Here is a 21,860-nt window from a genome sequence, read left to right as displayed (position 1 = left end):
GTGGGAATGACGACGCACGCTGGCATCGGGCGCGGCGATCGGTCGTGGGCGGCGGTGGCGGCACTGGCGCTGCTGCTTGCTATGCTTGCGATCGCCGCGACGCTTTCGGCGCCTCCGGCGCGCTCGCAGGGCGAAAGCGGCGGGCGTTTTCTGGGTGTTGCGTCCTGCGCGGGATCGACCTGCCACGGCCGGATGGAGGGCGACGGCGTCGTTGTCCGTCAGGACGAGTTGATGCGCTGGCAGGAACCCTCGACCCCCGGCGGCGCGCATAGCCGCGCCTGGGCCGTGCTCAACACCAGCCGAAGCCAGTTCATTGCCCGCAACCTCGGCATCGGCGATCCGGCGCGCGCCTCGATGTGCCTTGGGTGCCACAGCGATGCGGCAACGAGCCGCGGTGCCGCGCCGGTCGAGGACGGCGTCACCTGCGAATCCTGCCACGGTCCTGCAGGCAGCTGGATCGCGAGCCATTATGCCGGGGTCGGCGCCAACCCCAGCCCCGGCGGCGAAATGCGCGAGAAGCATCTCGCCAATCTGCGCGCCGGCTTGCGCCGGCTCGAGGATCCGGTGGTGCGCGCGGGCGTGTGCGTCGACTGCCATTTCGGGGCCGCGGGCGAGGGGCAGTTCGTCACCCACCGCATCATGGCGGCGGGGCATCCGCGCATTTCATTCGAGCTCGACCTCTTCTCCTCGCTCCAGGCGCATCATCAGGAAGATGCCGATTATGGCTGGCGCAAGTTCGGCGCGGCGGGCGCGCGCACCGACCATGTGCAGATGTGGGCGGTGGGGCAGGCGACCGCGCTCGAACGCAGCCTCGCGCTGTTCCAGTCGAAACGCGGGACCGAGGGGATGTTCCCCGAATTTTATTTCCTCGACTGCCACAGTTGCCACCGCCGGATCTACGATCAGGCGAAGCCGGTGAAGACCAGCGTCGACAATCCGGCGCGGCCGGGCATTCCCGAAGGCATGCCGCCCTATAATGACGAAAATCTGATCATGCTCTCGGCCGCCGCGCGCATGGCCTCGCCCGCGCTTGCCGAACAGCTCGGCGCGCGCAGCGCCGCCTTCCACCGCGCGATCGCGACCGATCGTCCGGCCGCGGTTCGCGCCGCCGCTGATCTGGCGCAGACGGTCGCGGCGCTCAAAAGCGCCTTCGCAGCGCGCGCCTTTTCGGGCACCGACGCCTTCGCGATGGTCGATGCGATTGCGGGCAAGGCGGTCAATGACCGCTTCACCGACTATGCGGGGTCATCGCAGGCGGTGATGGGGGTCGACACGCTGCTCAACGCGATGGTTTCGTCGGGGCGGATCACCATCGGCGCTGCGGCGGGCATCCGCGCCGACATCGACCGCGCCTATGCCTCGGTCAAGGATCCCAACGCCTACAAGCCCAGCGACTTCCAAGCCTCCTTCGGCAGCGCGGTGCGCGCGATTCAGGCGCTGCGGTAAGCCGATGCGGACCCGATCGCGCCTCTTTCGTACCGCCGCCCTTGTCGCCGGCCCGGCACTGCTCCTCGCCTCGTGCGGCGGTGGAGGCGGCGGCACGCCGACCCCCTCGCCAACGCCCACGCCGACGCCGACTCCCACTCCGACCGGCGGCCTCTACACGCCGCCCGCGAGCCAGTCGCTCAGCGTCGCCGACGTCCAGACCGTACTGGCCGGCGCAATCGCCGAGGCGCAGGCGCGCGGCCTTCCGTCGGTAATCGCGGTCACCGACCGCGTCGGCAATGTCCTCGGTGTCTTCCGCATGAACGGCGCGCGCGCCACCGCGACAACCTCGGCGGCGCCCAACGGCGACAATATCGACGCGCAGAACGTCACCTTCCCTGCAGAAGCGGGTGCGATCGCGAAGGCGATCACCGGCGCCTATCTGTCGAGCGGCGGCAACGCCTTTTCGACGCGCACCGCGAGCCAGATCGTCCAGGAGCATTTCCCGCCCGCGCCGACGACTGCGGGGCTGGAGAGCGGGCCGCTGTTCGGGGTGCAGTTCAGCCAGCTTCCGTGCAGCGATCTTGCCGCGCGCTTCGGCGCCATGGGCGGCGGCGCGCTGATCGGGCCAAAGCGCTCGCCGCTCGGCCTCGCGGCCGACCCGGGCGGCCTGCCGCTTTACAAGAATGGCGTGCTCGTCGGCGGCATCGGGGTGATGGGCGACGGCGTCTATGGCAGCGATTCCAACATTCTCGACATCGACAATGATGCCGAGGAGTTCATTGCGCTCGCCGGGACGCGCGGGTTCGAGGCGCCGGCGGCGATCACCGCCGACAAGATCACCGTCGACGGGACGACGCTGCGCTTTTCGGACGCCACTTATGGCGGCTTGCAGACGAGCGGCGGCGCGAGCTTCGCCAGCCTGAACGGCACGGCCGGCAATCTGGTCGCGGTCATCGGCTATGCCGCCGCGGCGATCGTCGCGGGCACCGCCTATGGCAGTGAAGCGTCGGGAATCCGCGCCTCGACCGCGGCCGAATTTTCCAACCGCGACGCCTTTGTCCTGACCAATGGCAGCGGCACCAACCGCTTTCCGATCCGCGCCGGCACCGATGCATCGACCAACAGCGCGCCGCTGACCCAGGCCGAGGTGCGCGCCGTGCTCGAAGACGCCTTTGCCGTGATGAGCCGCGCGCGCGCGCAGATTCGCCGCCCGCTCGACAGCCGGGCGCAGGTGACGATCAGTCTCGTCGATACGCATGGCGCCGTGCTCGGCATCGTCCGCGCGCCCGACGCGCCGATTTTCGGCACCGACGTGTCGCTGCAAAAGGCGCGCACCGCGGCCTTTTTCTCGGGCGCCAACGCCGGGGCGGAGCTCAGCGCCAACGCCAGCGCCGACGTGCAGCATTTCGTCCCCGCGGTGCGCAGCTTTCTGAACGATCCCAGCGCGCTGACCGGTACCTTCGCCTTCGCCGACCGGTCGGGGGGCAATCTCTCCCGCCCCTATTTCCCCGACGGCGAGGTCGGGCGGCCCAATGGCCCGCTGTCGCGCCCGATCGCGCAGTTCAATCCCTTTTCGACCGGGCTGCAATCGGCGCTCGTCATCGGCAATATCGGCGCGCACCTCGGCTTCGTATCGGGCGCCAGCGCGACCGACACGCCGCAGCGCTGCACGACCTTGCCCGACGTCGCCGCGGGACAGAACCGATTGCAGAACGGTATCCAGATTTTCCCGGGTTCGGTGCCCATCTATCGCGGGGCGCAGCTTGTCGGCGCGATCGGCGTGTCGGGCGACGGCATCGACCAGGACGATATGATCAGCTTCCTCGGAGCGCATAACGGCGGCGCGCGTGTCGGCACGATCGGCAACGCCCCGATCGACAAGCGTGCCGACAATATCGTCGTCACCCTGTCCGATGGAAAGACGGTGCGCCTGCGCTACATCAGCTGCCCCTTCGCGCCCTTCCTCGACACCAGCCAGCAGAATGTCTGCCAGGGGCTATAGGCGATGAGCGCGCTTGGAAGCAGCCTGCTGCCGATCATCGCGACGCTCGCGGCGCAGGGTGCACCCGCGGCGGGGCAGGCGTTGCCGCCGCCCCCGCCGCCGCCCGAACCGCCCGCGCCCGATGGCGCTGCGCAGGGCGCGGCGCCGGCTGCGATCCCGGCGCCTGACGGCGAAGCGCTGATCCCGCCGCCGCCGCCGGTCGACTGGAAGGATGTGCTGAAAGACGATCTGGTCACCCAGATTATCGAAGGGCGCCGCCGTCCCGGCTACACGCCCGATCTGCCCGACCAGATGCGGCAGGACAATGTTGGCGCGCTGCGTCCGCCGCCGCCGCAGGCCTTTCCGGGGATCGAGGATCAACTGCCCGTGCCCGACCGCTGGCGCCTCATCGAATCGCTCGGCGTGGTCAAGGAACGCTGGTTCGATCCCTATCATCAGAATACGCTGAAGGGCGACCGGCCGATCGACCGGTCGAAGGTGCCGTGGCTCCCCATCAGGGGCGACGACTGGTTTTTCGTCGCCAGTGCGGTGTCAGATACCGTGTTCGAACCGCGCACCTTTCCGATTCCGGTCGGCGTCCAGACCACCGAGCGGCCGGGCAGCCTCGACGTGTTCGGCAAGAATCGCAGCTTCGTGCTGTCGCAGACGCTGATCGCGGGCGCCGCGCTCATCAAGGGGTCGACCGCCTTCAAGCCGCCCGACGTCGAATATCGCGTCACGCTGGCCTATAATTTCAATTATGTCGACGTGCCCGAACGGCGCGTGCTCGATGTGCGCCCGTCGCAGCCAAGCCATCGTTACGACAATTTCCTGGGGGTGCAGGAATTGTTCGTCGACAAGCATCTGGGCAACGACAGCGACCGTTACGACTTCCATTCGATCCGCATCGGCATCCAGCCGTTCCAGAGCGATTTTCGCGGTTTCCTGTTCAACGACAGCCAACTCGGCATCCGCCTGTTCGGCAACCGCGACAATAACCGTTTTCAATATAATGTCGCGGCCTTCTGGCGGCTCGAAAAGGACACCAACAGCGGGCTCAACGACATCACGCAAAGCCCGCGCGACGATTTCATCTTCACCGCGAACCTCTATCGCCAGGATTTCCCGTTCGTCGGGCTGACGAGCCAGCTCAGCGTCACCTACAATCGCAACCGCGAAAAGAACGACATCCAGATCGACCATAATGGCTTTCCGGTGCGCCCGGCCCTGCTCGGCGATCTGCGCGGCCGCGAATATGACGTGACCTATCTTGGTTACAGCGCCGACGGGCGTATCGGGCGGATCAATCTGACCGCCAGCTTTTATGCAGCACTGGGTGAGGACCGGAACAGTTTCTTCACCAGCAAGCCGGCAAAGATCCGCGCGGGCTTCGGCGCTGCCGAACTCAGCTACGATCACGACTGGATGCGCTTTCGCCTGTCGGGCCTTTACGCCACGGGCGACAGCGATCCCTATAACAATGTCGAGGGCGGTTTCGATGCTATCTTCGAAAATCCGATCTTCGGCGGCGCCGACACCAGCTACTGGATTCGTCAGACGATTCCCTTTGCGGGCGGCGGGCGCGTCATTTCGTTGAGCGGTCGCAACGGCATTCTCAATTCGCTGCGCTCTTCGAAGGAAGAGGGGCAGTCGAATTTCAACAACCCCGGCACCGTGTTCGTCGGCGCCGGTGCCGATTTCGACTTGTCGCCCGAAACGCGCGTCAGCGTGAACGCCAATCATCTGTGGTTCGACAATACAGCGGGTTTGCAGGTGCTGCGCAGCGAAGGGTCGATCCCCAAGGATATCGGCTGGGATCTGTCGGTGGCAGGCATCTGGCGGCCCAAGGCGACGCAGAATATCGTCGGCCGCCTCAGCGCCGCGGTGCTGCTGCCCGGCGACGGTTTCAAGGATCTGTTCGAGAATCGCGAGCGCGACCGGGCTTATGTCTCGGTCCTCGCCAATCTGATCGTGAGTTTCTAGACGATGATGCGCAGGCTCCTCGCCCTCCTGATCTTCCTGTTGATGGCGATGACCGCCGGTATGCAGGGCGCGCGCGCGTCGGAAGGCGAAAAGCCGGTCGCCGTCACCTATCGCTTCACCCCGCCCGCACCGCGCGAACAGAGCGAGGCCGACGTCGAGGCAAAGTCGAAGGGCTGTTACAGCTGCCATACCCAGACCGACCGGCCGTCGATGCACGCGACGCCTGCGGTGCGGCTCGGCTGTACCGACTGCCACGGCGGCGATTCGCAATCGCCCGCGGCGTTCGGGCGCCCCGAACTTGGCTACGACAATCCCTATAATCTGGCGGCGATGAAGCTTGCGCACCCCCAGCCGACGCTGCCCGGCGCGTGGGGCGGCACATCGGCGAACCCGAAACGCAGCTACACGCTGCTCAACAAGGAGGCGCCCGAATATATCCGCTTCGTCAACCCGAGCGACTACCGCGTGGCGCGCGAGGCTTGCGGGTCGTGCCATCTCGAGATCATCGAGGCGACCGAGCGGTCGCTGATGTCGACCGGCGCGATGCTGTGGGGCGGGGCGGCGTACAACAACGGCATCGTTCCCTACAAGAATTACATCTTCGGCGAGGCCTATACGCGCGACGGCAAGGCCGCCTGCATCCTGTCGCCCTCGTCGCGGCTGACGAAAGAGGAATATGCCGAGGCGTGCAAGCCGGAGTTCGGCTTCGACAAGATTTTGACCGACGCCGAAAAGAAACGCGGCGCGCTTGCCAAAATGTACCCGCTGCCGCGCTGGAGCGTGATCCCGCCCGGCGACGTCTTCCGCGTCTTCGAACGCGGTGGCCGCAACATCAACACCCAGTTCGCCGAAATCGGCCTGCCGAACCCGACCGGCAGCATCCAGCGGCTCGAGGAACCCGGACGCCCCGACCTCAAACAGTCGAACCGCGGCCCCGGCACCGGGCTGCGTGTCGCGATTCCGGTGCTCAACATCCACAAGACGCGCCTCAACGATCCTTTCATGTGGTTCATGGGCACCAACGACCAGCCGGGCGATTATCGCCAGTCGGGCTGCGCCGGCTGCCATGTCATCTATGCCAACGACCGCGAACCGCGGCACAGTCTGACTTATGCGCAATATGGCCGCGATGGCGAAAGCGCGACGATCGATCCGACGATCGCGGAGAAGAAAAGGAAACCCGATGATGATGGGCACGGCGGCGGACATGACGGCGGACATGGTGGGAGCGCTGGCGACGCACTTGGCGATACGGCGAAGCATGCGCCGTCGCCCGACGGCCATGGCGCGCTGATCGATCCCGAAGCCGCGAAAGCCGGACCGCAGGCGGTTCCCGCGAAGGAACGGCGCGAATCGGGGCATCCGATCACCCATACCTTCACCCGCGCGATCCCGACGGCGCAGTGCATGAATTGCCACATGCACCAGCCCAATATCTTCCTGAACTCCTACCTCGGCTACACGATGTGGGATTATGAATCGGATGCGCCGCAGCTATGGCCCGGCCCCGACAACACCGCGCCGCGGCCGCCGGGGATGAGCGACGAGGAATATCAGAAGAAATACAAGCAACAACGCTATCCGACCGCCGCCGAAGTCCACAAGGTTCTCGAACGCAATCCCGAAGGCGCGAGCCCGCGCGGCCTTTGGGCCGACGTCGAGTTTCTGCGCGACGTCTATGACGTGAACGACAGTAACAAGGACACCCAGTTCGCCGACTATCACGGCCATGGCTGGAACTTCCGCGGCATCTTCAAACGCGACCGCAGCGGCAATCTGCTCGACGCCGACGGCAATATGTCGACCTATGGCACCGACAAGGCGCATATCGTCGATCCCAAAGATCCCGAAAAATGGCGCAAGAGCTGCGCCAGCTACAGCGACCCGGCGCAGCGCGACCTGTGCCTCGCCAGCGCCGATCCCGCCAAACCCGGTGTCGAGGGCAAATTCGTGCCGCCCGGCATCAACCCCGGCAAGGCGGTCCATATGATGGACATTCACGCCGAAAAGGGGATGCAGTGCGCCGACTGTCACTTCGCGCAGGATGCGCACGGCAATGGCTATATCCAGGGCGAGGTCGCGAACGCGGTCGAGATCGGGTGCAAGGATTGCCATGGCACCGCCGACGCCTATCCCAATCTGCTCACCTCGAATGTCGCGGCACGGCCGCAGGGAACCAATCTTGCGCTGCTCCGCAATTCGGACGGCCGGCGCCGGTTCGAATTCCAATATGACGACAATGGCGAAATCACCGGGCTGATCCAGCGGTCGATCGTCGATCCGAAGCTCCAGTGGCAGGTCAGCCTCGTCAAGCAGGCGGTGACGCCGGGACCGCATTTCAACGCGAAGGCGGCGCGCGCCAAACTGATGTCGCGCAGCGGCGCCGACGATGGCAGCTTTGCGTGGGGGCCGGGCGTGGCAAGGGAAGATCGCGCGCACGGCGACGACAAGATGGCCTGCTTCACCTGTCACCTGTCGTGGACGACGAGCTGCGGCGGTTGCCATTTGCCGATCGAGGCGAACTGGAAGACCAGCATGCACCATTTCGAAGGGGAGGAGACGCGCAACTTCGCAACCTACAACCCGCAGGTCGCGCGCGACGAAATGTTCCAGCTCGGCCGGCACATGCTGACCAAGCCCGGCGAGCCCGACGCCGACGGCAATCCGCGTGGGATCATCGCGCCGATCCGGTCGACATCGGCGCTGGTCTTGTCCTCGACGAACCTCAACCGCGAACGCATCTATATCCAGCAACCGCCGATCTCTGCTGCAGGCTTCTCGAGCCAGGCCTTCGCGCCGCATTTCCCGCATACGGTCCGGCGTCAGGAAACGAAGCAGTGCACCGACTGCCATCTGTCGCAGGCGGATGACAATAATGCGATCATGTCGCAGCTGCTCCTGATGGGGACCAATTTTGTCAATTTCGTCGGGCTCAATGTCTGGTCGGGGCTGGAGGACGGCTTCCAGGCGACCCGCGTCACCGAATGGGACGAGCCGCAGGCGGTGATCGGCAGTTATCTGCAGAAATATGCCTATCCCGACTATTGGCGCCTGCACGTCGACCAGAACCATCGCGAGCTCAAAAATTGGGTGCGCGGCAAGACCTTCGACAAGAAGGGGTCGGGCGAAAGCCATGCGCTCGAGGAATTCGCGAATATCGTCCAGGGGACGAGCGGCCGGGTCAACTGCCTGCAACTGCGCGGCGAATATATGTTTGTCGCCGAAGGCAGGGGCGGCTTTCGCGTCTATGACGTCGCATCGATCGGCAACAAGGGCTTCTCCGAACGCATCACCCGCGCGCCTTTTTCGCCGCTGGGGCACGATACGCATGTCAAAACGACGAACGCGACCTGCATGGCGATCGGCACGACCCAGCCGATCAGCATGGCCCGCAACGAGCATATCCGTAAGGATTTCCCTGAAAATCACGAACAGGCACTGCACCCGCTCTACCGCTATGCCGTCATCACCGACAGCGTCGAAGGCCTGATTCTGGTCGACATTGACACGATGGCGGACGGCGAATTCCGTAATAACAAGCTGAGCCGCGCGCTAACGTGGAATCCAGACAATGTGCTTGCCGGGGCCCGCCACGTGACGCTTGCGGGCGACTATGCCTATGTCACCACCGATGCCGGGCTCGTCGTGCTCGACCTGTCGACGCCGCTCGAACCGAAGGTGACGGCGCAGCTGCCGCTGACCGATGCGCGCGCGAGTGCCGTGCAGTTCCGGTACCTGTGGGTCACTGACGCGGAGGGCGTGAAGCTGTTCGACATCACGCATATGGACCGGCCGAAACCGGTTCCGGCGGGAACGGTGCGGCTCGCCAACGCGCGCAAAATCTATCTCGCGCGCACTTTCATGTATGTCGCGGCCAAGCAGGATGGTCTGGTGATCGTCGACGTCACGCGGCCGATGGCGCCGGCCGTCTGGCCCGCGATGACCTTCGGGGGGGCGCTCAACGATGCCGAGGATGTAATCGTCGCATCGACCAACGCGTCGCTCTTCGCCTATGTTGCCGACGGACGGAACGGCATCAAGGTGCTCCAGCTTACCAGTCCGGACAATCCTGGCCTCTATGGCTTCTCGCCCGCGCCGACGCCCGAACTGATCGCCTGGGCCAAAACTCCGTCGCCGGCGCTCGCGCTGTCGAAGGGGCTCGACCGCGACCGGGCGGTCGACGAAACGGGGGGGCAGATGGCGGTGTTCGGCCGCGTCGGTTCGCGCCCCTTCACCCGGCCCGAAATGGAGAAGCTGTTCCTGAACAGCAAGGGGCTGGTCTACAAGGTCAGCGACACCGTCGATCAGGCGGCATGGCGACCGCCCCTGGCATACCCGAACTGACGTTTCGCTAGAGCCGCTCGGCCTGCACGACGCTGTCCGATGCGCGAAGGGCGGACAGGATACGCATGACATGCTGAACGTCGCGCACCTCGACGACCACGTCATAGGTGTGGAAATCGCCCTCCCGGTTCGACAGCCGCAGATTGGTGATATTCGCCGAATTGGCGGCGAGGATGCCCGACATTTCGGCGAGCGTACCGGTTTCGTTGAGGATTACGACGCACAGCCGGGCATTGCCGCCCTCGCTGTCCTCCTGCCACCTCAGGTCGATCCAGTCGGCGTCGATTCCGTCGGCCAGGCTGGGGCAATCGATCACATGAACCTCGATCCCCTCGCCGGGCCGTGCGAGGCCCACGATGCGGTCGCCGGGAACGGGGTGGCAGCAGTCGGCAAGCTTGTAGGCGACGCCGGGGGTCAGCCCCTCGATCGACACCGCAGCGCCCTGGCGCAGCTTGCCCGGCTTCGATTTCATCTCGGCGGTGATGCCGGGGACGAGCGCTTCGAGAATCTGGTCGTCGGACAATCGCCGCCGCGCGATCGCGACATAGAGCGCGCTGTCATCCTCTAGCTTCAGCCGCTCGCGCGCGGCGGCGCGCGCCTTGTCGCCGACCTTGTTGGGCAGGCGGCGGGCGATCTCGTCGTACATCTTGCGGCCAAGGGCGGCGAGTTCGACCTTTTCCTTCGAGCGGACGTGGCGGCGGATGGCGGCGCGCGCCTTGCCCGTCACCGCAAAGCCCAGCCACGCGGGCTGCGGCGTCTGCTTTTCGGACGACAATATCTCGACGGTATCGCCGTTGACGAGCTGGGTGCGCAGCGGCACGAGCCGGCCGTTGACCTTGGCACCGACGGTGCGGTCGCCGAGCCCGGTGTGGACGGCATAAGCAAAATCAACCGGCGTCGCGCCCTTGGGAAGCTGGAACAGGCTGCCCTTCGGCGTGAAGGCGAAGATGCGGTCCTGATACATCGCAATGCGCGTATTCTCGAGCAGTTCGTCAGGATCGTGCGTCTGGTCCAGGATTTCGAGCAGGTCGCGAATCCATCCCGCCTGTCCGTCGGGTGAGCCGCCGCCCTGCTTGTAGGCCCAGTGCGCGGCAAAGCCGAATTCGGACTGCTGGTGCATCGCTTCGCTGCGGATCTGGATTTCGATCCGCATATTTTCATTGTGCATGATCGTCGTGTGCAGCGATTTGTAGCCGTTGCGCTTGGGGGTCGAGATATAATCCTTGAAGCGGCCGGGGACCATCTTCCACTTGCGGTGAAAGACGCCAAGCGCGGCATAGCAGTCGGCATCGCTGCGCGTGATGACGCGAAAGGCGATGATGTCGGTGACCTGTTCGAAGCTGACGTGGCGTTCCTGCATCTTGCGCCAGATCGAATAGGGATGCTTTTCGCGCCCCGACACGTCCGCCTCGATCCCGCTTTTCGCGAGCAGTTCCTTGAACTCGCGGCTGATCCCGGCGACCTTGTCCTTGCCGCCCGCGGTCAGTTTGGCGAGCCGGCCGGTGATCGTCGCATAGGCCTCGGGCTCGAGCTCGCGAAAGGCCAGAAGCTGCATTTCGCGCATATATTCATACATGCCGATCCGCTCGGCGAGCGGGGCATAGATGTCCATCGTCTCCTTGGCGATGCGGCGCCTTTTGTCCGGATTCTTGATGAAATGCAGCGTGCGCATATTGTGCAGCCGGTCGGCGAGCTTGACGAGCAGCACGCGGATATCGTCGGACATGGCGAGGAGGAATTTGCGCAGATTTTCGGCGGCGCGCTCATTCTCGGTCTGCGCCTCGATCTTGCTGAGCTTGGTGACGCCATCGACCAGTCGCCCGACGTCGGCGCCGAACAGCCGCTCGATCTCTTCGGGTGTGGTCAGCGTGTCTTCCAGCGTGTCGTGGAGCAGCGCGGTGACGATCGTCTCGCTGTCGAGATGCAGGTCGGTCAGAATGCCCGCGACCTCGACCGGATGGCTGAAATAAGGGTCGCCCGACGCGCGCTTCTGGCTCCCGTGCTTCTGTACGGTGAAGACATAGGCGCGGTTCAGCAGCGCCTCGTCGACGTCGGGATCATAAGCGCGCACGCGCTCGACAAGTTCATACTGCCTCAGCATCGCATCCAATGTCGTTCATGCGAGGCCAATTGCAATATATTTGTATCGGTGGAGCAGCGAAGCCACGAGGCTTCGCCAGGGCAAGAAAAGGGCCGCGCGGTGCAGGGGGAGAGCCGGCGCGGCCCTTGTTGCGGGCGAAGGGTCAGCCTTCGCCGTTGCAGCGCGCGAGGTCGGCGTTCTCGAGCGGCTTGCCATCGACGGTGAAGCTGGTAACCCGGCCCGTCTTCTTGGCGAGTGCGGCGCACATCATCAGCGGACGGCTGGTGCCGCGGCCTGCCGTGCAGGTCGTGCCCTCACAGACCCAGACGACATCGCGGGCGACGAAGCGCGCGGTCTTCGCCGCGTCGGCCAGTTCGGCGCGATAGAAAGGGCCGCCAGCGGCGGCGGCAGGAACAGCGGGGAGCGCCGCGGCGCCGATCGACAGCGCGCCCGCCAGGGCGAGCATCGGGGTGCCGGGGGAAAGCCGGAAATGGAACATGGGAGCCTCCTTTTTTTGACAACCGAAAGGTTGCGCTTCGCGATCTGGTGCGTCCGTTGCGAAATGCAACCGAGGCCCTATATTTTTTTGGCACGGCGGCGATTTTACGTTAGGGCATGGCCTATGGGAAAATTACGCGAAAAACTGAACGATCTTGATGGGGGCAATTGCGCCCTGCCGCTCGCGCTCGAGGCGATGGGCGAACGATGGTCCTTCATGATCCTTCGCGCCGCCTTCAACGGTGTCCATCATTTCGAAGAGTTCCAGCAGGAGCTCAATATCGCGCGCAACATCCTGTCAAACCGGCTGTCGAAGCTGGTCGATCATGGCATCATGGCGCGCGAAGTGATGGCCGAGGATCGTCGCAAGGTTCTGTATCAGCTTACCCAGAAGGGCGTCGAACTGCTGCCCGCGATGATCGCGCTGCGCCAGTGGGGCGAAAAATGGGGGGCGGGGGTTCCCTCGACCCCGGTGCTCGTCGATTCGCATGACGAACAGCCGATCGGCCCGGTGACGATCACCGCGCACGACGGCCGGCCGCTGGAATATGGCGAGCTTGTCTGGAAACATCGTTCGGAACTCCAGCCGCTCGGCCAGGCGCGCGTGCGGATGGCACCGGTCGCGGCCGAATGATCCCCACTTTGCGGACGACGCGCTCGTCCCCTGATTTCGGCGGCTGATATGGCAAGCCAGACTTCCCCGATTCCGTTGTTCGGCTTTTCCTCGCCCGGGCCGTTTTTCGGGAACAAGATCCGCGCCTTCTGGAATCTCCAGATCCTCGGCTGGCTCGGCTGGTTCGGGCTGCGCGTCGTGTCGGGGCTGGCGGGCGGCCAATCCTTCGATTTCCTTTTCCTCGTCGTCGTTTCCGCGGTTACGGGCTTTTCGCTGACACTGCTGCTTTCGGTTTGCTATCGCGCGCTGATCAACCGCCGCACGATCCTGATGTGGGGGGCAAGCTTCGGCCTCCTGGCCTTCGCCACCGCGGTCTGGGCCTTCATCGACGCCTGGCTGTTCCAGATATTGAAGCCCGACAGCGAGACGAGCTTTACTGGCCTGCTGCTGGTATCGATCTATATCGACGCGACGACGCTCGCCGCCTGGTCGGCGCTCTATTTCGCGATCAACTATTTCCTGCAGCTCGAGGAACAGAATGACCGCGTGCTGCGGCTCGAGGCGCAGGCCGCGTCGGCGCAGCTCGCGATGCTGCGCTACCAGCTCAACCCGCACTTCCTTTTCAACACGCTCAACAGCATCTCGACCCTTGTCCTTCTGAAACAGACCGAGCCCGCCAATGCGATGCTGTCGCGCCTGTCGGCCTTTCTGCGCTACACGCTCGCCAACGAACCGACCGCGCAGGTGACGCTGGCGCAGGAGGTCGAGACGCTGAAGCTCTACCTCGACATCGAGAAGATGCGTTTCGAGGACCGGCTGCGGCCGCATTTCCAGATTGATCCGGCGGCGCAGCGCGCCCGCCTGCCTTCGTTGCTGCTCCAGCCGCTGATCGAAAATGCGATCAAATATGCGGTGACACCGCAGGAAGAAGGAGCCGACATTACCCTGACGGCTCAGCTTGCCGGTCAAAATGTTCGGATTACCGTGTCCGACACCGGCACGGGATTGTCAGCCGATGGCGTCGACCCCACCACCGGGATTGCAACGGAATCGACCGGTGTGGGTTTAGCCAACATCAGGGACCGGCTGGCCCAGGCCTATGGCGACCAGCAACGGTTCGAGGTGCAATCGGGCACCGATGGCGGATTCACAGTGATTATCGAGATTCCGTTTCAGCCCGATGGACAAGCGACGATTGGAACCGAACGCACATGACGATCAGAACCATCCTGGTGGATGACGAGAAATTGGCGACCCAGGGCCTGCAACTGCGGCTTGAAGCGCATAGCGATGTCGAAGTCGTCGACACCGCGCAGAACGGCCGGGAGGCCATTCGCAAGATCAAGACGCACAAGCCCGACCTCGTCTTCCTCGATATCCAGATGCCCGGATTCGACGGTTTTTCGGTGATCCAGGGGCTGATGGAAGTCGAGCCGCCGCTCGTCGTCTTCGTCACCGCCTATTCGGATCATGCGATCCGCGCCTTCGAGGCGCAGGCGGTCGATTATCTGGTGAAGCCCGTCGAACCCGAGCGGCTCGCCGATGCGCTCGACCGCGTGCGCCAGCGCCTCACTGAAAAGCGTGGCGCGGCCGAGGTTGAGCGGCTGAAGACGGTGCTTGCCGAAGTCGCGCCCGACGCGGTCGAGGAATATGATGCCGAAACGGCGGCCGATGCGCCTGCCGCTGACCGCTACGAAAAGATGATCAACATCAAGGATCGCGGGCAGATTTTCCGCGTCGATGTCGACAGCATCGAACGCATCGACGCTGCCGGCGACTATATGTGCATCTACACCGCCGACAATTCGCTGATCCTGCGCGAAACGATGAAGGATCTCGAAAAGCGGCTCGACCCGCGCAATTTCCAGCGCGTGCATCGCTCGACCATCGTCAACCTCAGCCAGGTGAAGCAGGTCAAGCCCCACACCAACGGCGAGTGTTTCCTCGTGCTCGGCTCGGGCGCGCAGGTGAAGGTCAGCCGCAGCTACCGCGACGTGGTCGCGCGGTTCGTGCACTAAGCGCCAACACATATCGTCATTGCGAGGAGCGAAGCGACGCTGCAATCCAGAGCAGGCGTAAGCCGCTTTGGACTGCTTCGCTGCGCTCGCAATGGCGAGGCTCTACAATTGATGCCCCGTGCGGTCGCGCTTCGTCGCGAGATATTGCGCGTTATATTTGTTCGTCGGCAGCGCGAGCGGGATGCGTTCAACGACGTCGACGCCCTCCTTTTCCAGTCGCGCGACCTTTTCGGGATTGTTGGTCATCAGGCGGATGCGCGGGATGTTGAGCAGCGCGAGCATCTGGCCGGCGATCGCAAAATCGCGCGCCTCGACGGGGAAACCCAGCCGCAGATTGGCGTCGACTGTATCATAGCCCTGATCCTGCAGCGCATAGGCGCGCAGCTTATTGACGAGGCCGATGCCGCGGCCTTCCTGGCGCAGATAGAGCAACACCCCCCATGGCGCGTCGGCCATCGCGTGCAGCGCCGCATGCAGCTGCGGTCCGCAATCGCATTTGAGACTGCCGAGCACGTCGCCGGTCAGGCATTCGCTGTGCAGACGCACCACGGGCGGATTGCCGTCGCGCTTGCCGATAATCAGCGCGACATGGTCCGACGCTTCCTCGGGGCTGCGAAAGGCGACGATCTCGGCGGTTTCGCTCGCCGCGACAGGCAGGCGCGCGCGCGCCGCGATTTCGAGCCGCGCCGGGTCGAGCAGGGCGGCGACGTCGGCGGCGGAACAGACGGTTTCGGCTTCACCTCCGGCCGTGTGCACGAAAAAGGCGGGGAGCAGGCCCGCGTGGCGCGCCATTGTCATCGCAGTCGCCGCCGCCGCCTCGCCGCCGTTTGCGATCGTGCGAAACGGTCCTTTGAGCGGATTGGCAAGGTCGAGCGCCGGGTCGGCGATCGCCAGCGCCGCGGCGATGCTCGCGGCGCCATCCGCGAGCCGCACGGGCCCCGGCGTTGCGGCGGCGCGCTGGTTGGTAAGCTTCAGCGTGACCGCGCGCTCGCCCGAGATCAGCAGGTCGGCGCTGCCGAATTCGGCCAGCGCCGCATCGCGCGCGCTTTCGACGGCGAGCAGATCAAGAGCCCCGTCGGCGCCTTCGATCCGAAAGGGCCACCCGCGGCGCAGCGCGTCGATTGCGCGCGCGGCGCGGCGGGCGCCGCGGTCGCTACCCGCCGCGTCGCTCAAAATGCGAACTCCGTGACGAGGGGGATATGGTCGGACGGGCGTTCCCAGCTCCGCGCCGGCTGGACGACGCGGTGGCTCTGCGCCGCGTTCCGGATGTCCGGGGTAACCCACATATGGTCGAGCCGCCGACCGCGGTTCGACGCTTCCCAGTCCTTCGCGCGGTAACTCCACCAGGTGTAGAGCGGCGTCGGCGGCGCCACGAACTGGCGGCCGAGATCGATCCAGCCAGCCGCGGCCTGCAGGCGGGCGAGCGTATCGACCTCAACCGGCGTATGACTGACGACGTCGAGCAGCGCTTTATGGTTCCATACGTCGCTTTCGAGCGGCGCGACGTTGAAGTCGCCAGTCAGCACTGTGGGCGTATCGGCGAGCGCGCCCGCCCATTCGGTCATGCGCTCCAGAAAGTCGAGCTTCTGACCGAATTTGGGGTTTAGCGCGCGGTCGGGGATATCGCCGCCGGCGGGGATATAGACATTGTCCAGTCGCACGCCCGACGGCAGCGTCACGCCGACATGGCGTGCCTCGCCATTGGCCTGCCAATCATATTTGCGCACATCGGTGAGCGGCAGCTTGCTGACGATCGCGACCCCATGGTGCATCCGCTGGCCGTTGGTGACGATGTGACGATAGCCCAGATCCTCAAACATCTGCTTCGGAAACAGTCCGCATTCGACCTTCGTTTCCTGAAGGCAGAGGACGTCAGGCGCCTCTTCGCGCAGGAATTTCTCGACGATGCCAATGCGCGCACGCACGCTGTTGATGTTCCAGGAAGCAATGCTCGTTTGGGTCATGGGGTCCGGCTCTATCGGTGCGAAGCCTTCACTGCAATCGTTGCGGGCTGGTGCCGCCTGCAGCGACGCGCCAGACACGCCGCGCATAAACATAAACCCCCGTTCCAGGGGCGGTGGAACGGGGGTTCAAGGTCAGCGTTCGTCACGCTCTTGAATGAAGACACCTGGCAATCCGGTTGGGGCAACAGGGGGAAACCCAAAATCCGGAGGCCGTGTCGGCGCCTTCGAGAGTTGAAATAGCCCCTCTTCCCTGTCCCCAAGCTGAACGAAAATCGGCGGCTGTCGGCGACATTTGCAGTTCGTCGATGCCGAACGTCGGTTGGACGGAAAAAGCGCGCCGAATCCCATGGGGGAGACGGTGCCCTGTTCATAAAAGTCGTGCTGGCGTCAGACGCGGCCGCGCTGTTTGGGGCGGGGATCGGTCCAGCGGAAGGCCGAATCGGCGACCGGCACGTTGAAACGCTGGTTCGACAGATCGATCCGCGTCCGGTTGTTCTGCGAATCGAGCGCCACCCAGCCGCGCAGCCGCAATCCGCCCGGCGCCCCCGCATCGCGGATGAACACCATGGTGATCGTCCCATATTCGGGGCGCTTGGGATCCTTGACCTCGACGCTCAGCACATCGCTGTTTCCGGTCGGAACGACCTTCGCATATTTGGCGAGATCGCGATCGGGATCGAGCAGCGCGCCGAGCGGCGAATTTTTCACCGGCCAGCTTTGGACCTGCTTGACCTCATAATCGATCATCGTCAGGCGGCTGCCGTCGCCGACGATCAGCAGCGGGACGCCCTTCTGATACTGGAAGCGGATCTTGCCCGGACGCTTCAGCGTCAGCTGTCCGCTCAGCCGCTGACCGTTGCGATCGGTCTGCACGAAGTCGGCGGTCATCGAACTGGTCGACTTGAGGTGCGATTGCACCGCGGCGAGCGCGCTCGCCGATTGCGCGATGGCGGGCGCGGTCAGCGTCAGGCCGATCGCGGCGGCGGGCGCGAGCGCCAGCGCGGCGGCGCGGGTCAGGATATGGCGGTCGATCGTCAGGGTCATCGGGCTCTCTTGTATGTTTCGGTCGATACCGGCTTGTTGCAGGGCGGCATTGAACCCGCCCTGAACCCGGCCTTTAGACGCTGTTCAAGTCGTTGGCGTGGCGAAAGTTCCCTATCGCGGCTGCCCATATTGGTCGGTCAGCACGTCGCGGCGGCCGACATGGTTCGGCGGGCTGACCAGCCCTTCGTCCTCCATCCGCTCGATCAGGCGCGCCGCGCTATTATAGCCGATGCGCAGCTGGCGCTGCAGCCAGCTGGTCGATGCCTTCTGGCTTTCGACCACGATCTGGCAGGCCTTGGCATACATGCGGTCCTCGGCGCTGTCGCCGCCCGCAGGCGCGCCTTCCATCGCGAAACCGCCATCCTCGGGATCCTCGGTGACGCTCTCGACATAGTCGGGGCGTCCCTGGCCGCGCCAATGGTCGGCGACCGCGCGGACTTCGTCGTCGGACACGAAAGGACCGTGGATGCGCGTGATCTGCTTGCCGCCGGGAACGTAGAGCATGTCGCCCTTGCCCAGCAGTTGTTCGGCGCCGGCCTCGCCCAAAATGGTACGGCTGTCGATTTTCGACGTCACGTTGAAGCTGATGCGGGTCGGCAGGTTCGCCTTGATGACGCCGGTGATGACGTCGACCGACGGACGCTGCGTCGCAAGGATCAGATGGATGCCCGCCGCGCGCGCCTTTTGCGCAAGGCGCTGGATGAGGAATTCGACTTCCTTGCCCGCGGTCATCATCAGGTCGGCCAGCTCGTCGACGACGACGACGATCTGCGGCAGCGGCTGATAATCAAGCGTTTCTTCCTCATAGACCGGCTGGCCGGTCTCGGGATCATAGCCCGTCTGGACACGCCGCCCGAGCGACTTGCCCTTGGCGAGCGCGCCGCGCACCTTGTCATTGTAGGACGCGAGGTTGCGCACCGAGAGCGACGACATCATCCGGTAGCGATCCTCCATCTGCTCGACCGCCCATTTGAGCGCGCGCACCGCCTTCTTGGGTTCGGTCACCACCGGGGCAAGCAGGTGCGGGATGTCGTCATAGACGCTGAGTTCCAGCATCTTGGGATCGATCATGATCATCTTCACCTGATCGGGACCGAGGCGATAGAGCAGCGACAGGATCATCGCATTGAGGCCGACCGATTTACCCGACCCGGTGGTGCCGGCGATCAGCAGGTGCGGCATTGGCGCAAGATCGGCGATCACCGCGTCGCCGCTGATATTCTTGCCGAGGATGATGGGCAGCGCGCCGCTATGTTCCTGAAACAGCCCGCTGCCGATGATTTCGTGCAGCACGACGGCCTCGCGGTGCGCATTGGGCAATTCGATGCCGATGACGGTGCGCCCCGGAATCGGCGCGATGCGCGCCGACAGCGCCGACATGTTGCGCGCGATGTCGTCCGCGAGGTTCGACACGCGACTCGCCTTGGTTCCGGGCGCGGGCTCAAGCTCGTACATGGTGACGACCGGACCGGGGCGGACCGCAGTGATCACGCCCTTGACCTGGAAATCCTCGAGCACCGATTCGAGCAAGCGCGCATTGCGTTCGAGCGCCGCCTTGTCGATCTGTCCCGCCGGCGTGTCGGGGGCCGGGGAAAGCAGGTCGATCGAGGGAAGCCGGTAATTGGTGAACAGCTCGGTCTGCGGCTTGGCGCGCGGCTTCGATGGCGCCGAGCGCTGCGCCGGGTCGGCAATCTCGGGCGGGGCGCGATCGCTCGGTTCGGCGCGCGGGCGCGGCCGGATCACGCGCTCGACCAGATTGGCGGGGCGCGGCGCATCGGCCGGGGCCGCGCGCGCCGGTTCGACGACCCGGTTTCCTTCGGCCGCCGGCAGTCTGAGCCGCCCGAGCCAGCCCTTTTCAAGCCGCAGCGAGCGCATCGCGAGCCAGAGGCCGACAAGGATGAGGAGCAGGATCGTGCCGAAGCGGATCAGCGCCGCGGCGGGGTCGCCTGCCAGCGCAAACAGCGGGGTGACCGCGCTCCCCGCGAGCAGAGCGAGCAGGCCGCCCCAACCCGCGGGCATCGGTGATCCCGACGCCGGCGACCAAAGCTCGGCGCCCATGCCGACGAGCAGGATGCCGGCAAAGCAATAGGTGAGCTGACGCAGCCAATAGGGCTGCGGCTCGGCCGCCCACAGCCGCCAGGCCATGATGCCGAACAGCGGGACGAGCAGCGCGACCGGCGCGCCGCCGACCGACAGGCCAAGGTCGGCGAACCAGGCCCCCGCATGGCCCATCCAGTTGGCGGCGCTGCCGCCCGCAGCGGTGTTGAGCGCTGCGTCGGTGCTGTCGTATGTGAGCAGGGCGAGCGCGAAAAACAGCGTGAAGGTGGCGAGCGCCAGTGCCGCGGCAATCACCAGCGATCGCGCGATGCTTTGTCTGAAAACGGTGCGCCAGTCGGCCTTCGCCGATGCGGGCTTGCGGCTTGCCATGCGGAATGCGGTCCTCGATCGATTAACCACGGCGATATGCGCATGGGGCGGACTCGTCGTCAAGCGGCGCCCGGCGCGCCGGCGATCCGGGTGCGCCTGCCCGCTTCCCAAGCGCGCCGGGCCAGAGTAGAGCGGCGGCATGAGCGAAATATTGCGCAGCGATGTCCTGATCTCCGGCGGCGGGCTTGTCGGCCAGGCTCTGGCGATCGCGCTTTCCCATCATGGTCTGTCGTCGCAGATCGTCGACCCCGCCGATCCGGTTGCGACGATCGCGCCAGGCTTCGATGGCCGCGCCTCGGCGATCGCCAGCGCGGTATGGCAGATGTTCGGCGTGCTCGGCCTTGCTGACCGGCTCGCACCCCACGGCTGCCCGATCCGCGCGATCAAGGTCAGCGACGGGGGACAGGCGGGCGAGCTCGATTTCGTCGCCGATGCGGACGCCCCCGCGCTCGGTACGATGGTCGAAAACCGCCAGCTTCGCGTCGCGCTCGCGGCGGCGCTTGCCGAGGCGCCGCTGGTGCGCCTGTTCATGCCGTGGAAGGTGGTCGCGCGCGATATCGACGCGCATGGTGTCACGCTGACCCTCGCCGATGGCACGCGGCTCGCGGCGCCACTGCTCATCGTCGCCGAAGGGCGCCGTTCGCCGACCCGCGATGCGGCCGGCTTCACGATCGCCAACTGGTCCTATCATCATCACGCGATGATCGGCGCGGTGGCGCATTCGCGTCCGCATGATCAGATTGCGCACGAAATCTTTTTCCCCTCGGGACCCTTCGCGCTGCTTCCGCTTGTCGACGATGGCGAGGGGCGGCATCGCTCGGCCTTCGTGTGGACCGTATCCGAACAGGACGGGCCGGGGTTCGCCAAGCTTGGCGACCGGGGCTTCCTCGCCGAACTCGGCAAGCGCGCGGGCGACATTCTCGGCACGATGGAGCTCGTCGCGCCGCGCATGACCTATCCGCTCGGCTTCCATCACAGCGCGCAGATCGTCGGCGACCGCATCGTCCTGGTCGGCGACGCTGCGCACGGCATCCATCCGATCGCGGGGCAGGGTCTCAACCTGGGGCTGCGCGATGCCGCGGCGCTGGCCGAGGTCCTCGTCGACGGCGCGCGGATCGGACTCGATCTTGGCGATGCGGCGCTGCTCGCGCGCTATCAGCGCTGGCGCGGGCTCGACAATCTGATGGTCAGCCTCGCGACCGACGGACTGACGCGGCTGTTCGGCATTCCGGGGCGCACCGCCTCCCTCGTCCGCCGTACCGGGCTCGGCGCGGTGCAGCGCATGCCGGCGCTCAAGCGCTTCTTCATGGACGAAGCGCGCGGCGAAGCGGGCGATCTGCCGCGGCTGCTGGCTGGCACCGAAATATAGCTAGTCCTGCTTGGGCGCCCCGTGCGACCGCGCTAACCATTGCGGCATAGCCTGATCCTGCGCGGCCATTTTGCCGCGGGGAACAGGGGACATAAGATGTCGGACAGGATC

General features: G+C 65.2%; 14 protein-coding genes. 8 read left to right on the top strand and 6 right to left on the bottom strand.

The genetic code is table 11. From position 1 onward, the window contains the following. Positions 1-6 precede the first annotated feature (6 nt). Genes P1IM2_RS02555 through P1IM2_RS02540 form a run of 4 tightly spaced genes read left to right on the top strand, consistent with a single transcriptional unit; the run spans position 7 to position 9,736 of the window. Positions 7-1,446 carry a multiheme c-type cytochrome gene (locus P1IM2_RS02555; protein ID WP_062901218.1) on the top strand — a complete coding sequence of 480 codons (1,440 nt, stop codon included), beginning with the start codon at positions 7-9 and terminating at the stop codon, positions 1,444-1,446. 4 nt (positions 1,447-1,450) lie between these two features. Next, on the top strand, positions 1,451-3,430 hold the full coding sequence (locus P1IM2_RS02550; protein ID WP_186401330.1) for a heme-binding protein: 1,980 nt from the start codon (positions 1,451-1,453) through the stop codon (positions 3,428-3,430). Between the two features lie 3 nt (positions 3,431-3,433). Beyond that, a complete protein-coding gene (locus P1IM2_RS02545) occupies positions 3,434-5,392 on the top strand; it encodes a hypothetical protein (protein WP_260833895.1) in 1,959 nt (652 codons plus the stop codon). 3 nt (positions 5,393-5,395) lie between these two features. Next, positions 5,396-9,736 (top strand): hypothetical protein, encoded by a 4,341-nt coding sequence (locus P1IM2_RS02540; RefSeq protein WP_409574523.1) that lies wholly within the window; start codon positions 5,396-5,398, stop codon positions 9,734-9,736. Positions 9,737-9,743: 7 nt separating this feature from the next. Here P1IM2_RS02540 and P1IM2_RS02535 read toward each other — a convergent pair whose 3' ends face one another. Both P1IM2_RS02535 and P1IM2_RS02530 read right to left on the bottom strand, forming a co-directional pair. Further along, on the bottom strand, positions 9,744-11,837 hold the full coding sequence (locus P1IM2_RS02535; RefSeq protein ID WP_058811283.1) for a RelA/SpoT family protein: 2,094 nt from the start codon (positions 11,835-11,837) through the stop codon (positions 9,744-9,746). 142 nt (positions 11,838-11,979) lie between these two features. Then, positions 11,980-12,315 (bottom strand): CC_3452 family protein, encoded by a 336-nt coding sequence (locus tag P1IM2_RS02530; RefSeq protein ID WP_186401329.1) that lies wholly within the window; start codon positions 12,313-12,315, stop codon positions 11,980-11,982. A 123-nt stretch (positions 12,316-12,438) separates the two neighbouring features. On the opposite strand from P1IM2_RS02530, the gene P1IM2_RS02525 reads away from it, so the two are divergent. The 3 genes from P1IM2_RS02525 to P1IM2_RS02515 are packed head-to-tail and all read left to right on the top strand — an operon-like array spanning position 12,439 to position 14,945. Continuing rightward, a complete protein-coding gene (locus P1IM2_RS02525) occupies positions 12,439-12,948 on the top strand; it encodes a winged helix-turn-helix transcriptional regulator (RefSeq protein ID WP_003046553.1) in 510 nt (169 codons plus the stop codon). A 48-nt stretch (positions 12,949-12,996) separates the two neighbouring features. After that, entirely contained in the window at positions 12,997-14,142 is a 1,146-nt protein-coding gene (locus tag P1IM2_RS02520) for a sensor histidine kinase (RefSeq protein ID WP_186401328.1), read from the top strand. Then, positions 14,139-14,945, top strand: coding sequence for a LytR/AlgR family response regulator transcription factor (locus P1IM2_RS02515; RefSeq protein ID WP_186401327.1), 807 nt, complete (start codon positions 14,139-14,141; stop codon positions 14,943-14,945). Before P1IM2_RS02520 ends, P1IM2_RS02515 begins: the two co-directional genes overlap by 4 nt. A gap of 102 nt (positions 14,946-15,047) precedes the next feature. On the opposite strand, the gene ribA is transcribed toward P1IM2_RS02515, so the two are convergent. From ribA to P1IM2_RS02495, 4 genes are all read right to left on the bottom strand, one after another. Then, on the bottom strand, positions 15,048-16,118 hold the full coding sequence (gene ribA / locus P1IM2_RS02510; RefSeq protein WP_186401326.1) for a GTP cyclohydrolase II: 1,071 nt from the start codon (positions 16,116-16,118) through the stop codon (positions 15,048-15,050). Then, a complete protein-coding gene (locus P1IM2_RS02505; RefSeq protein WP_062901212.1) occupies positions 16,115-16,909 on the bottom strand; it encodes an exodeoxyribonuclease III in 795 nt (264 codons plus the stop codon). Before P1IM2_RS02505 ends, ribA begins: the two co-directional genes overlap by 4 nt. Positions 16,910-17,296: 387 nt before the next feature. Further along, on the bottom strand, positions 17,297-17,953 hold the full coding sequence (locus P1IM2_RS02500; RefSeq protein ID WP_062901211.1) for a LolA family protein: 657 nt from the start codon (positions 17,951-17,953) through the stop codon (positions 17,297-17,299). Positions 17,954-18,064: 111 nt separating this feature from the next. Continuing rightward, a complete protein-coding gene (locus tag P1IM2_RS02495) occupies positions 18,065-20,380 on the bottom strand; it encodes an FtsK/SpoIIIE family DNA translocase (RefSeq protein WP_186401325.1) in 2,316 nt (771 codons plus the stop codon). A 139-nt stretch (positions 20,381-20,519) separates the two neighbouring features. Between P1IM2_RS02495 and P1IM2_RS02490 the strand changes: the two genes are divergently transcribed. Beyond that, positions 20,520-21,749, top strand: coding sequence for an FAD-dependent monooxygenase (locus P1IM2_RS02490; protein WP_186401324.1), 1,230 nt, complete (start codon positions 20,520-20,522; stop codon positions 21,747-21,749). The last annotated feature ends 111 nt before the right edge of the window (positions 21,750-21,860 follow it).

This window comes from Sphingopyxis sp. P1IMeth2 (assembly GCF_900185685.1).
GTDB lineage: Bacteria > Pseudomonadota > Alphaproteobacteria > Sphingomonadales > Sphingomonadaceae > Sphingopyxis > Sphingopyxis terrae_A.
Note: the sequence above shows the minus strand (reverse complement) of the source record. Positions and strands in the feature narration are given on the sequence as shown.

Coding starts and splice junctions, on each gene's coding strand:
- P1IM2_RS02555 (WP_062901218.1), top strand. CDS start 7: ATGACGACGCACGCTGGCATCGGGCGCGGCGATCGGTCGTGGGCGGCG.
- P1IM2_RS02550 (WP_186401330.1), top strand. CDS start 1,451: ATGCGGACCCGATCGCGCCTCTTTCGTACCGCCGCCCTTGTCGCCGGC.
- P1IM2_RS02545 (WP_260833895.1), top strand. CDS start 3,434: ATGAGCGCGCTTGGAAGCAGCCTGCTGCCGATCATCGCGACGCTCGCG.
- P1IM2_RS02540 (WP_409574523.1), top strand. CDS start 5,396: ATGATGCGCAGGCTCCTCGCCCTCCTGATCTTCCTGTTGATGGCGATG.
- P1IM2_RS02535 (WP_058811283.1), bottom strand. CDS start 11,837: ATGCTGAGGCAGTATGAACTTGTCGAGCGCGTGCGCGCTTATGATCCC.
- P1IM2_RS02530 (WP_186401329.1), bottom strand. CDS start 12,315: ATGTTCCATTTCCGGCTTTCCCCCGGCACCCCGATGCTCGCCCTGGCG.
- P1IM2_RS02525 (WP_003046553.1), top strand. CDS start 12,439: ATGGGAAAATTACGCGAAAAACTGAACGATCTTGATGGGGGCAATTGC.
- P1IM2_RS02520 (WP_186401328.1), top strand. CDS start 12,997: ATGGCAAGCCAGACTTCCCCGATTCCGTTGTTCGGCTTTTCCTCGCCC.
- P1IM2_RS02515 (WP_186401327.1), top strand. CDS start 14,139: ATGACGATCAGAACCATCCTGGTGGATGACGAGAAATTGGCGACCCAG.
- P1IM2_RS02505 (WP_062901212.1), bottom strand. CDS start 16,909: ATGACCCAAACGAGCATTGCTTCCTGGAACATCAACAGCGTGCGTGCG.
- P1IM2_RS02500 (WP_062901211.1), bottom strand. CDS start 17,953: ATGACCCTGACGATCGACCGCCATATCCTGACCCGCGCCGCCGCGCTG.
- P1IM2_RS02495 (WP_186401325.1), bottom strand. CDS start 20,380: ATGGCAAGCCGCAAGCCCGCATCGGCGAAGGCCGACTGGCGCACCGTT.
- P1IM2_RS02490 (WP_186401324.1), top strand. CDS start 20,520: ATGAGCGAAATATTGCGCAGCGATGTCCTGATCTCCGGCGGCGGGCTT.